This window comes from Mesorhizobium sp. C399B (genome assembly GCF_030323185.1).
In the GTDB taxonomy this organism is placed as follows: domain Bacteria; phylum Pseudomonadota; class Alphaproteobacteria; order Rhizobiales; family Rhizobiaceae; genus Mesorhizobium.
Map to the genome: position 1 here is coordinate 6,355,314 of NZ_CP100472.1, position 12,124 is coordinate 6,367,437.

The following is a 12,124-nucleotide window of genomic DNA, read 5'->3' on the forward strand; positions in this document are numbered from 1 at the left end:
TTTGGTTGCAGCCGTGGCAAGCCCGGTGACATGATTGCGGCATGGACAATGAACGCATCGAAGAACTGTTCGAAGGCCTCGGCCCGGTCAGTATCCGAAAACTGTTCGGCGGCAAGGGTATCTATTTCGACGGCGTCATCGTCGCTATCGTGCTGCGCGGCGAATTGCTGCTCAAGGCTGACGAGCAAAGCGCGCCCGACTTCGAAGCCGCCGGCCGCAAGCAATGGACCTATACCGGCACCCGCCACGGCAAGCTGGTCGCGATGCCGTACTGGAGCATTCCCGACGACGCGTTTGATGATCCTGACGAGATGAGGGTGTGGGCGCGTCGGGCTTATGAGGCGGGACGAAGGGCGGGGAAGTGAACCGGGACCGCCGCGTTTCTTCCCACCCCCTCTGTCCTGCCGGACATCTCCCCCGCAAGGGGGGAGATCAGTTGTCACATTGGCCTTCGCCAATCACCAACGTTGAAAATGGGAGCCTGCGGCTAAGCTGTTAATCTCCCTCCTTGCGGGGGAGATGGCCGGCAGGCCAGAGGGGGGTGCTGTCCCGCCGACGTAGGCGATCCTACAGCGCCTTCGCAATCCTCGCCGCCAACCGCGCATTGTTCTCGACCAGCGCGATGTTGGTCTTCAAGCTCCGGCCGCCGGTCAGGTCGAGGATTTTGCCCAGCAGGAACGGCGTCACCGCCTTACCGGTCACATTCTGCGCCTCGGCCGCCTTCTGCGCGGCCTCGATATAGCCGGCCATCTCGTCGGCCGGGATTTCATCGTCCTGCGGCACCGGGTTGGCGATCAGCATGCCGCCGACCAGGCCAAGTGCCGCCCTGGTCTTGTAGAAATGCGCGATCTCTTCCGGTCTGTGCAGGGTCAGCGGCGCGCGGAACGGGGAATGCCGCGACCAGAAGGCCGGCATCGTCTCGCAGCCATGGCCAATCACCGGCACGCCGCGCGTCTCCAGCACTTCCAGCGTCTTTTCGATGTCGAGGATCGCCTTGGCGCCGGCCGAGACGACGATGACCGGCGTGCGCGCCAACTCGTCGAGATCGGCCGAGATGTCGAAGCTCTTTTCCGCGCCCTTGTGGACGCCGCCAATGCCGCCGGTGGCGAACACCTTGATCCCGACCATGTCGGCCGCGATCATGGTGGCGGCGACCGTGGTGCCGCCGGTGCGGCCTTGCGCCACCGCAAAGCCGAGATCGGCGCGCGACAGCTTCATGGCGTCGCCGGTCATCGCCAGCGACTCGCGCTCGCCGTCGGACAGCCCGATCTTGATGCGGCCGGCAACCACGGCGATCGTCGCCGGCACCGCGCCATTGTCGAGGATGATCTTTTCGACATTGGCGGCCATGGCGCCATTGTCGGGGTAAGGCATGCCATGGGTGATGATGGTGCTTTCCAGCGCCACGACGGGGCGGCCAGCGGCGAGCGCCTCGGCCACGGGCGCGTGGATGTCGATGAAGTGGCGGGCGCTTTGCGGTGTCATGATGGTCTCCGATCCGGAGATCCGCGCGTCCGCTTGGACGTCGCGCTCCGGCAATGGCAATTGGCCGCCCTCATGCCATTTCCTGCGCGTCGGGCACAAGAGCCAGTGCCTCAGTGAAGGTCGCAATCGTGAAGGCCGGAACCGCGTCGGCGCTTTCAATGGCCAGCGTGGCGGCGGCAACGCCCTCGCGCAATGCCTGGCGCAGGGGCAGGCCGCGCAGCAGGGCAGCGATGGTGGCGCCGGCCAGCGCGTCGCCGGCGCCGGTGACGTCGGCGACTTTTCTCGGCGCCGGCGGCAGGATAGAGAAGGCGCCGGCTTCGTCGAATCCCAGCACCGGGCCGTCGCCCGCCGTCACCACGCCACTGGTGAGGCCGCTGCAGCGCAGTCCGTCCACGGTCTCGCGCTCGGTGGCATTGGCATCGACGCCGGCCAGCACCATGGCCTCGCGCCGGTTCATGAAGACCTGCGCGAGTTCCTTCAGCACCGGTATCAGCCGCACCACCTTGGCCGGCGAAATGGCGATGGCGAACACCGGCTTGCCGGCGGCGAGCCCCACCAGCCGCTCCAGCGCCGTTGATGTCAGATTGGCGTCGCAGAGCACCGCATCGGCCTCGGCGACCACCTCGCGCACCTTGGAGCGGCGGATCTGCTTGGGGAACGCCAAATCGTAGAGCGCCATATCGGCAAAGCCGGTGATCAGCTCGCCGTCGCGATCGATCAGCGCCGTGTAGCTCGGCGTCGTGCGGTCGAGGAAAACCGCCGACAGGTCGGCAATGCCGGAGTCGGCGATGGCGCGCGCAACCGTCTCGGCCGAGGCATCGCCGCCGCGCACCGACAAAAGCGAGGCCGAGACGCCGCGCCGCACGAGGCTGCGCAGCGCGTTGAAGACGCCGCCGCCGACATCCTCGCGCATCGTGCCGGGGTTGGACGCCGCCGGCACGTAAGCACCGGACACCTGACCGCGCCGGTCGATATGGGCGCCGCCCACCGCCAGTATTTTTGCTGATTTCACCATGTAGGCGATATGACCTTTGTTATTCGAACCAGACAAGCGCTAGGCTGTGCGACGGAGCTTCGCAAGCAAGCCAGCGATTCGGGCGGAGCCAAACCGCCGGAGCGCCTGGCCCAATGGTGGATACATCCGGAAACGAAACCATGAGACAAAAAAAGAACAAATCCGGATAAAGATTGCTTTTCAGATATTTGACCCCTCTTGCCAAACGAGAACAAAAAAGGTACAAATAGGGCAGGGATTACGGATTGTCCGGCCTTCATTGACGACCAAGGGGTGATGTATCATGGCTCAGAATACTTTGCGGCTTGTAGAGGACAAAGCGGTGGACAAATCAAAGGCTCTGGACGCGGCGCTGTCGCAAATCGAGCGCGCCTTCGGCAAGGGCTCGATCATGCGGCTGGGCGCCAACGAGCAGGTCGTCGAGATTGAAACCGTGCCGACCGGATCGCTTGGCCTCGACATCGCGCTTGGCGTCGGTGGCCTGCCGCGCGGCCGCATTGTCGAGATCTACGGGCCGGAAAGCTCGGGCAAGACGACACTGGCGCTGCACACAGTTGCCGAAGCCCAGAAGAAGGGCGGTATCTGCGCCTTCGTCGATGCCGAGCATGCGCTCGACCCGGTCTATGCCCGCAAGCTCGGCGTGGACCTCGAAAACCTGCTGATCTCGCAGCCCGACACCGGCGAGCAGGCGCTGGAAATTTGCGACACGCTGGTGCGTTCCGGCGCCATCGACGTTCTGGTGGTCGATTCGGTGGCCGCCCTGACGCCGCGCGCTGAAATCGAGGGCGAGATGGGCGATTCGCTGCCCGGTCTCCAGGCTCGTCTGATGAGCCAGGCGCTGCGCAAGCTGACCGCCTCGATCTCGCGCTCCAACACCATGGTCATCTTCATCAACCAGATCCGCATGAAGATCGGCGTCATGTTCGGTTCGCCGGAAACCACGACCGGCGGCAACGCGCTGAAATTCTACGCTTCGGTGCGCCTCGACATCCGCCGCATCGGCTCGGTCAAGGACCGCGACGAGGTCGTCGGCAACCAGACCCGCGTCAAGGTCGTCAAGAACAAGCTGGCGCCGCCCTTCAAGGTGGTCGAGTTCGACATCATGTATGGCGAGGGCGTGTCCAAGACCGGCGAGCTGGTCGACCTCGGCGTCAAGGCCGGCGTGGTCGAGAAGTCGGGCGCGTGGTTCTCCTACAATTCGCAGCGTCTCGGCCAAGGTCGTGAAAACGCCAAACTGTTCCTGCGCGACAATCCCGACACGGCGCGCGAGATCGAACTGGCACTGCGGCAGAATGCCGGGCTGATTGCCGAGAAGTTTCTCGAGAATGGCGGCCCCGAGCGCGGCGAAAGCGACGACGGCTTCGAGGAAGAATCCGGTGCCATGTAGGGTACGGCCAGAGTTCGGCCATAAATCCGGTCTATTACCCGATGCTTAAGTAACCGAGTTCTTTAGTATTGCGTTTCAAACCGCCGGCCTTCGCGCCGGCGGTTTTCGTTTTTGGGCAGCGTGAAGCCGGCTTGGCAGTTGCCGGATTGGCCCAATTCCGTGTTTCTGGACAGGGTGGGGCGTGCCCGCTAAAAGGCCAAGTCAATCTTCTAAAAAGCAGAGACCAGTGTCCGCCGGCCGTGCCGGCGGTTTTCGCGAAAAGGCAGCAGTCATGAGTGGCGTGAACGAGATCCGGTCGACATTCCTCGACTATTTCCGCAAGGAGGGCCACGAGGTCGTGGCCTCGAGCCCGCTGGTGCCGCGCAACGACCCGACGCTGATGTTCACCAATGCCGGCATGGTGCAGTTCAAGAACGTCTTCACCGGCCTGGAGAAGCGGTCCTATTCGCGCGCCACCACCGCGCAGAAAAGCGTGCGCGCCGGCGGCAAGCACAACGACCTCGACAATGTCGGCTACACCGCGCGCCATCTGACCTTCTTCGAAATGCTCGGCAATTTCTCCTTCGGCGACTATTTCAAGGAGCGCGCCATCGAACTGGCCTGGAACCTGATCACCAAGGAGTTCGGGCTGAACAAGGACAAGCTGCTGGTCACCGTCTATCACACCGATGACGAGGCGGCCGGCTTCTGGAAGAAGATCGCCGGTTTCTCCGATGACCGCATCATCCGCATCCCGACCTCCGACAATTTCTGGGCTATGGGCGACGCCGGACCGTGCGGGCCGTGCTCGGAAATCTTCATCGACCGTGGCGAGCACATCTGGGGCGGCCCTCCCGGCAGCCCGGAGGAGGATGGCGACCGCTTCCTTGAATTCTGGAACCTGGTGTTCATGCAATATGAGCAGGTCACCAAGGATGAGCGCATCGACCTGCCGCGGCCGTCGATCGACACCGGCATGGGCCTGGAGCGCATGGCCTCCATCCTGCAAGGGGTGGAGAGCGTCTTCGAGACCGACCTGTTCCGTCATCTGATCGATGCGGCCTCGTCAGCGCTCGGGCAGGGCCCGGACAAGGAGACGGTCGCCTCCTTCCGCGTCATTGCCGATCATCTGCGCTCGTCCTCCTTCCTGGTTGCCGACGGCGTGCTGCCGTCGAACGAAGGCCGCGGCTATGTGCTGCGCCGCATCATGCGCCGCGCCATGCGCCATGCGCAGTTGCTCGGCGCCAAGGAGCCGTTGATGTGGAAGGTGGTGCCGGCGCTAGTGCGTGAGATGGGCCAGGCCTATCCCGAACTGCTGCGCGGCGAACAGCTGATTACCGAGACGCTGAAGCTCGAGGAGACCAGGTTCCGCAAGACGCTGGTGCGCGGCCTCGGCCTGCTCTCGGAGGCGACAGATACGCTGCACGCCGGCGATATGCTGGATGGCGAGACGGCGTTCAAGCTCTATGACACGTACGGCTTCCCGCTCGATCTGACGCAGGACGCACTGCGCCAGCGCAACATCTCGGTCGACCTTGCCGGCTTCACCCATGCGATGGAGCAGCAGAAGGCCGAAGCGCGCAAGCATTGGGCTGGTTCCGGCGACGCGGCCACCGAGACCATCTGGTTTTCTGTACGCGAGAAGGCCGGCGCCACCGAATTCCTCGGCTACGAGACCGAACAGGCGGAAGGCCTCATCCAGGCCCTGGTCAAGGACGGCAAGACAGTCGATAGCGCCGGCAAGGGCGACGCGGTGGCGGTGGTCGTCAACCAGACGCCGTTCTATGGCGAGTCGGGCGGCCAGATGGGCGACACCGGCATCATCTCCGGCGAAGGTTTCTCGATCGAGGTTTCCGACACGCAGAAAAAGGCCGACGGCCTGTTCGTGCATCTGGGCAAGGTGACGAACGGCACGGTCAAGCCAGGTGCAGCCGTCGAGCTGAAAGTTGACCATGCGCGCCGCACCCGGCTGCGTGCCAACCATTCGGCAACGCATCTGATCCATGAGGCGCTACGCGAGGTGCTGGGCACCCATGTCGCGCAGAAAGGTTCGCTGGTCGCGCCCGAGCGCCTGCGCTTCGACATCTCGCACAACAAGCCGATCTCGGCCGAAGATCTCGAAGAGGTCGAGCGCATGGCCAACGAAATCGTCGTCCAGAACAGCCCGGTGACGACGCGCCTGATGTCGGTCGATGACGCCATCGCCGAGGGCGCCATGGCGCTGTTCGGTGAGAAATATGGTGACGAAGTGCGTGTCGTCTCGATGGGCACCGGCCTGCATGGCGCCAAGGCCAACCGGCCCTATTCCGTCGAGCTCTGCGGCGGCACCCATGTCCGAGCGACCGGCGATATCGGCCTGGTCCGTGTCGTCTCCGACAGCGCGGTCGCCGCCGGCGTGCGCCGCATCGAGGCGCTGACCGGCGAAGCCGCACGAAAATATCTCGACGAGCAGGACAGGCGCCTGAAGGCGACGGCGGCCGTGTTGAAGATTTCGCCGGCCGACGTGCCGGCGCGTGTCGAGACGCTGCTCGAGGAGCGCAAGAAGCTCGAGAAGGAACTGAGCGAAGCGCGCAAGAAACTCGCGCTGGGCGGTGGTGCTGCGGCCGATGCTCCGGCCACCACCGAAACCGTCGCCGGGATCGGCTTCCTCGGCAAAGCGGTTTCCGGCGTCTCACCTAGGGATTTGAAGCCGCTGGCCGATGCCGGCAAGACATCGCTCGGCTCCGGCGTCGTCGTCTTCGTCGGTGCGGGCGAAGACAACAAGGCAAGCGTCGTGGTCGCCGTGACGGACGATCTCGTCGGCCGCTTCAGCGCTGTCGATCTTGTGCGCGTTGCCTCGGCCGCACTGGGCGGGCAGGGCGGCGGCGGACGGCCCGACATGGCGCAAGCCGGCGGCCCGGACGCCTCGAAGGCCAATGATGCGATCGCCGCGGTGAGGGCGGCGCTGGAGGCAGCCTGAAAGCCACCCTATGCCTTATCTGGTTTGTGTGCGGCTTTCCGGCCTTCGCCGCCGTGCTTGCCATTCTGTGGCTGATACTGGCAAGCCGGCAATCAGCTCTTAGACGGTCCGTCTAGCTAGTTCTTTTCGCCGCCTTCAGGGCGCGCGTCATTCTGCTGGAATCGCCCCAGGTGGACAGCCAGATCAGCACGTCCGTGGCGATCGAAATCAGCGACCGTAAAAAGTTCAGCGCCGGGCCGGGCGATTTCAGCTGCTCTTCGGCGTGATGGAGATGGGCGAGCTCTTCCTCGCGGATCGCCAGGATGATGCCGTGCAAGTCGTGGTCGCGATTGGCGAGGAAAAACAGCTGATCGTCCAGATGGCGATGCACCGCCGCTTCAACCGCCGCCGTGCAGGCCCAGATGCCTTGCGGACCGAGCAGGGCGGTGACAAAACCCAGCAGCCAGCCACCCCAGCTCCAGAACTGCATCACCCGGCACGGTCGCGACCGCCGCGCCGGCATGGCGGCGCGGAACGCGGCGCAATGCGTGCGCTCGTGCCCGAGCATCTCCGACAAGGATGGCACGCAATCCGGCCAGAAGCGTTTGGCGACAAGAATCTGCGCCGAATAGATCCTGATCGCACCGAACTCACCGGCGTGGTTGACCCTGACAATTCTGGCGACGGTGAGCGCGTCCTGGCGAGATGGGTCAGCCATGGCCCGAACCCATATCAGCCCGCCGCCAGGCTCGGACGTTTTGCGATGCCCTCCCACCAGGCCTGGATGTCGGCGAACGCCGCAAGCAGCTTTTGCCCGTCGGCGACCTTGACGAAATAGGCGATGATGGATGCCGCATGCAGGTCGGCAGCGTCAGATGGTCCCCGAGCAGCCACGGCCCGGGAGGCTTGAGTGCGGTGAGCACCCGCAGCACCGTTTCCGCCTGGCGCAGCCCGTTGGCGACCAGTGCCTCGTCTGGCGCTTCCTTCTCAAGCCGCTCGACGGCGACGTCCCAGACCATCGATCTGTAGGCATAGGCGTCAGCATGCCGATGAGCTGGTTCATCGTTGCACGGGTGCGGGCGTCTTTTGGCTGCAGTGCCGGGCCGTCGAACGCCTCGTCGACATAGCGGGCGATTGCGCTGGTTTCGAACAGGCGAAAGCCGTCGTGCTCGAAGGCCGGAATGCGGCCGAAAGGGTGATGCTCGAAATACCAGGCAGGAGTGCCCTCGGCGGCAAAGACATCGACCGGCACAAGCTCGTAGTCGATGCCTTTTTCCGCCAGCACGAGCGGACGATGCGCACATAGACGCTGTAGTCCGCCCCGTAGACGACCGGCTTGGCCATGGCTGCCGGCTTACGCCATCGCCTTCTGCAAATTCTCGTCGATCTTGTCGAGGAAGCCGGTGGTCGACAGCCATGGTTGGTCCGGACCGATCAAGAGCGACAGGTCCTTGGTCATGAAGCCGCTCTCAACCGTCTGGATGCAGACCTTCTCCAGCGTGTCGGCAAATCGCTTCAACTCGGCATTATCGTCGAGCTTGGCGCGGTGGGCGAGGCCGCGCGTCCAGGCGAAGATCGAGGCGATCGAATTGGTCGAGGTTTCCTCGCCCTTCTGGTGCTGGCGATAGTGGCGCGTCACTGTGCCGTGCGCGGCCTCCGCTTCCACCGTCTTGCCGTCCGGCGTCATCAGCACGGAGGTCATCAGGCCGAGCGAGCCAAAACCTTGCGCCACCGTGTCGGACTGGACGTCGCCGTCATAATTCTTGCAGGCCCAGACATAGCCGCCAGACCATTTCAGGGCGGAGGCCACCATGTCGTCGATCAGCCGGTGCTCGTACCACAGCTTCTTAGCCTTGAACTCGGCCTCGAATTCAGCCTCGTAGACCTCCTGGAATATGTCCTTGAAGCGGCCGTCGTAGGCTTTGAGGATGGTGTTCTTGGTCGAGAGATAAACCGGATAGTTGCGCAGCAGGCCGTAATTCAGCGAGGCGCGGGCGAATTCCCGGATGGAGTCGTCGAGATTGTACATCGCCATGGCAACGCCGGCGCCGGGTGCGTCGTACACGTCATGCTCGATCACCTTGCCGTCCTCGCCGACGAACTTGATGGTCAGCTTGCCCTTGCCGGGGAAGCGGAAATCGGTGGCGCGATACTGGTCGCCGAAGGCATGACGGCCGACGATGATCGGCTTGGTCCATCCCGGCACCAAACGCGGCACGTTCTTCATGATGATCGGTTCGCGGAAAATGGTGCCGCCGAGAATGTTGCGGATGGTGCCGTTCGGCGACTTCCACATCTTCTTCAGCTTGAATTCCTCGACGCGCTGCTCGTCGGGCGTGATCGTCGCGCATTTCACGCCGACGCCCCATTTCTTGATGGCATTGGCCGAATCGATGGTCACCTGGTCGTTGGTGGCGTCGCGGTGCTCGACGCCGAGGTCGTAATATTCGAGCTCTAGGTCGAGATAAGGGTGGATCAGCTTGTCCTTGATGAACTGCCAGATGATGCGGGTCATCTCGTCGCCGTCGAGCTCGACGACCGGGTTCGCCACCTTGATCTTCGCCATGAAAAGAATGCCTCGCTTTTGGGGAACTAAACGGCCTTGCCCGCATGGCTTCGGCCGGGGATGCGGAGCGTATATCAAAGCCTATTTGGCCGCGCAAACGCCGATCCGTGCAGAATGGGTCGTCTGTGCCGCGACCGGTGTTTTGCAAAAGCTTCATTTTGCCGAGCGGATGTGGCAGGGAACGCTGAAATGCCGCAAACAGCAGTTCATTGAGATCATGTCCGCCGTCGATCATCCTGAAAACGCATCCGCCGCCGGGCCGGCGATCATCCTGGTCGAGCCGCAGCTCGGCGAGAATATCGGCATGGTTGCGCGCGCCATGGCCAATTTCGGCCTTGCCGAACTGAGACTGGTCAACCCGCGTGACGGCTGGCCGAGCGAGAAGGCGCGCGCCGCCGCCAGCCGCGCCGACCATGTCATCGATGCCGTAACAGTGTTCGGCGATCTGGCGTCCGCCGTCGCCGACCTCAACTTCGTCTTCGCAACCACGGCGCGGGAGCGCGACGGCTTCAAACCCGTGCGTGGTCCGGTCGAGGCGGGCAGGGCGCTGAGGGCGCGTCAGATGGCCGGCCTGCGCACCGGCATCTTGTTCGGCCGCGAGCGTTTTGGGCTCTACAATGACGAGGTCGGGCTGGCCGACGAGATCGTCACCTTTCCGGTCGATCCCGGCTTTTCGTCGCTCAACATCGCCCAGGCCGTGCTGTTGATGTCCTATGAATGGATGAAATCCGGCCTGGAGGACGAGACGGCGACTAATTTCTCCAGTCCTGAAATGAAGCCGGCGAGCAAGGAAGAGTTGCACGGCCTGTTTGCCTATCTCGAAGGCGCGCTCGAAGCGCGCGGTTATTTCCGCCCGGCGCCCAAGAAACCCAAGATGGTCGACAATCTGCGCGCCGTCTTGACGCGCGCCGGTTTCGCCGAGCCGGAACTGAAAGTGCTGCGTGGCATCATCTCGTCGCTCGACCGGTTTTCGCCGGCCATGCCGCGCGGGGACGGCTCGCCGGGAGACGATCCAAGGCGTTTGCCGGCCGCTGCGCGAAAACGCCAGGCAGACAAAGAAGATTAGAAATCGCTAAGCTTCGAACGGCTGAAGTAACCGAATTTTATTTGCCTCTCGTCCATTGTTGTCAAAACGGTGGGGTGGCAAATGTTCACGTCCAAAATCGGCCGTATGCGCTTCTTCTTCTATTCGCTCGGCGTAGCCCTGCTCGAGGCCGTTCTTGCTGTGCTGTGCATCGTTGGCACGATCGGCTTTGAGGGGCTGGTCAACTCGGCGCCCGGTCCATTGCGGCAAGGGATGGCAGGCGCGGTTCTGGTCGTTTCCCTCCTGGCCGTGGTCATGCGTGCCAACATCGCCTGGCGACGCAGCCGCGACGCCAACGGCAAAGCCTGGATCCTGTGGTCCTACATCGTGTTCTGCGCCATCTACGCCTTTCTGCAGGCAGGCACGCTGCTGGTCATCGATTTCAACAATCCGGAAAGGACCTCCAGCGGTTTGAACCTGCTTGCGCTGTCGATCTTTGGCCTTTGGTGCACGATCCTGGTGGCTAAGCCGGTGGCGGGCATCAATATCGACGAACTGACATCGGTTTTCGATTTCGATGGCGATACGCCCATGCCTGCGGGATACGGCCGGATGGCCAGCAGCACGGCACAGTCTTCCATGCGCAACGCCACACCGGCCACGCGCTCGGTGCCGTCCGCCCAACCTTTGGGCCGTCCGCGGCCCGCCGGCTTCGGCAAGCGCGGGCTCTAGAGCAATCGAGGCAAGGTCGTCTTCGCCGGCTTTGCTAAGAACTTGCTGACATTCGCCACTTCAAGACCATGATGGTTGCAGATAGAACGGCATTGGCCAATGACCGCCAAGCCTTCTGATCCAGCCTCTTTCATGGTCCGATATCAATGAGCCACCGTCCGATACTGATGTTCGATTCCGGCGTTGGCGGATTGACCGTGCTGCGCGAAGCGCGCGTGCTGATGCCCGACCGGCGCTTCGTCTACGTCGCCGATGACAAGGCCTTTCCCTACGGCGCCTGGGAAGAGCCGGCGCTGCAGGCCCATATAGTCGAGCTCTTCGCCAAGCTGCTCGACCGTTTTGATCCGGAAATTTCGGTCGTCGCCTGCAATACCGCTTCGACGCTGGTGATCGATGCGTTGCGGGAAAAATTCCCTGGCCATCCCTTTGTCGGCACGGTGCCGGCAATCAAGCCGGCTGCCGAGCGCACCCGGTCCGGGCTGGTCTCGGTGCTGGCGACGCCGGGCACGGTGAAGCGCCAGTACACGCGCGACCTGATCGGCAAATGGGCGCAGAAATGCCATGTCCGGCTGGTCGGCAGCAACAATCTCGCCGGACTGGCCGAGGCCTACATGCGCGAGGGCTTTGTCGACGAGGAGGCCGTGCGTGCCGAGATCGCACCGTGTTTCGTGCAGCATGACGATTTGCGCACGGACATCGTCGTGCTCGCCTGCACGCACTATCCGTTCCTGGCTAATCGCATGCGCAAGACCGCGCCCTGGCCGGTCGACTGGATCGACCCGGCCGAGGCGATTGCGCGGCGCGCTCTGTCGCTGCTTCCGGCTGTCGACGGGCCACTGCCGCAAAGCGAGCCCGACATCGCCGTCTTTACCTCCGGAAAGGCGGATTTCGCCATCAGCCGGCTGATGCAGGGTTTTGGATTGAGCGCGCGCTAATGCATGTCGCCCAAAAGTGCGCAGCGGTTTTGGGACAACGACATCCATAAAAACAAAAAACTA

Annotated in this window: 10 protein-coding genes and 1 pseudogene; 6 read left to right on the plus strand and 5 right to left on the minus strand. The window is 63.3% G+C overall.

What is annotated here, in order from left to right; translation table 11 throughout:
* The first annotated feature begins 41 nt into the window (after positions 1 to 41).
* A complete protein-coding gene (locus NLY36_RS30440) occupies positions 42 to 365 on the plus strand; it encodes a TfoX/Sxy family protein (protein WP_023736508.1) in 324 nt (107 codons plus the stop codon).
* Between the two features lie 202 nt (positions 366 to 567).
* On the opposite strand, the gene NLY36_RS30445 is transcribed toward NLY36_RS30440, so the two are convergent.
* On the minus strand, positions 568 to 1,485 hold the full coding sequence (locus NLY36_RS30445) for a pseudouridine-5'-phosphate glycosidase (RefSeq protein WP_023736509.1): 918 nt from the start codon (positions 1,483 to 1,485) through the stop codon (positions 568 to 570).
* Between the two features lie 70 nt (positions 1,486 to 1,555).
* Complete coding sequence (locus NLY36_RS30450) at positions 1,556 to 2,500, minus strand: carbohydrate kinase family protein (protein ID WP_023736510.1); 945 nt, start codon at positions 2,498 to 2,500, stop codon at positions 1,556 to 1,558.
* Positions 2,501 to 2,783: 283 nt separating this feature from the next.
* Between NLY36_RS30450 and recA the strand changes: the two genes are divergently transcribed.
* Both recA and alaS read left to right on the plus strand, forming a co-directional pair.
* Entirely contained in the window at positions 2,784 to 3,887 is a 1,104-nt protein-coding gene (gene recA, locus NLY36_RS30455) for a recombinase RecA (RefSeq protein WP_023684868.1), read from the plus strand.
* 271 nt (positions 3,888 to 4,158) lie between these two features.
* Complete coding sequence (gene alaS, locus NLY36_RS30460; protein WP_286461617.1) at positions 4,159 to 6,825, plus strand: alanine--tRNA ligase; 2,667 nt, start codon at positions 4,159 to 4,161, stop codon at positions 6,823 to 6,825.
* A 112-nt stretch (positions 6,826 to 6,937) separates the two neighbouring features.
* Here the strand turns inward: alaS and NLY36_RS30465 are convergent, their stop codons facing one another.
* From NLY36_RS30465 to NLY36_RS30475, 3 genes and pseudogenes are all read right to left on the minus strand, one after another.
* Positions 6,938 to 7,522 (minus strand): demethoxyubiquinone hydroxylase family protein, encoded by a 585-nt coding sequence (locus tag NLY36_RS30465; protein ID WP_023736511.1) that lies wholly within the window; start codon positions 7,520 to 7,522, stop codon positions 6,938 to 6,940.
* Between the two features lie 14 nt (positions 7,523 to 7,536).
* Positions 7,537 to 8,148, minus strand: a pseudogene (locus NLY36_RS30470) (glutathione S-transferase family protein).
* A gap of 10 nt (positions 8,149 to 8,158) precedes the next feature.
* Positions 8,159 to 9,370 carry an NADP-dependent isocitrate dehydrogenase gene (locus NLY36_RS30475; RefSeq protein WP_023724206.1) on the minus strand — a complete coding sequence of 404 codons (1,212 nt, stop codon included), beginning with the start codon at positions 9,368 to 9,370 and terminating at the stop codon, positions 8,159 to 8,161.
* Between the two features lie 217 nt (positions 9,371 to 9,587).
* On the opposite strand from NLY36_RS30475, the gene NLY36_RS30480 reads away from it, so the two are divergent.
* The 3 genes from NLY36_RS30480 (at position 9,588) to murI (ending at position 12,061) form a co-directional block, all read left to right on the plus strand.
* Positions 9,588 to 10,436 (plus strand): RNA methyltransferase, encoded by an 849-nt coding sequence (locus NLY36_RS30480; RefSeq protein WP_023690202.1) that lies wholly within the window; start codon positions 9,588 to 9,590, stop codon positions 10,434 to 10,436.
* A gap of 105 nt (positions 10,437 to 10,541) precedes the next feature.
* Positions 10,542 to 11,126, plus strand: coding sequence for a hypothetical protein (locus NLY36_RS30485; RefSeq protein WP_156933244.1), 585 nt, complete (start codon positions 10,542 to 10,544; stop codon positions 11,124 to 11,126).
* A 146-nt stretch (positions 11,127 to 11,272) separates the two neighbouring features.
* Complete coding sequence (gene murI, locus NLY36_RS30490) at positions 11,273 to 12,061, plus strand: glutamate racemase (RefSeq protein WP_023684874.1); 789 nt, start codon at positions 11,273 to 11,275, stop codon at positions 12,059 to 12,061.
* Positions 12,062 to 12,124 lie beyond the last annotated feature (63 nt).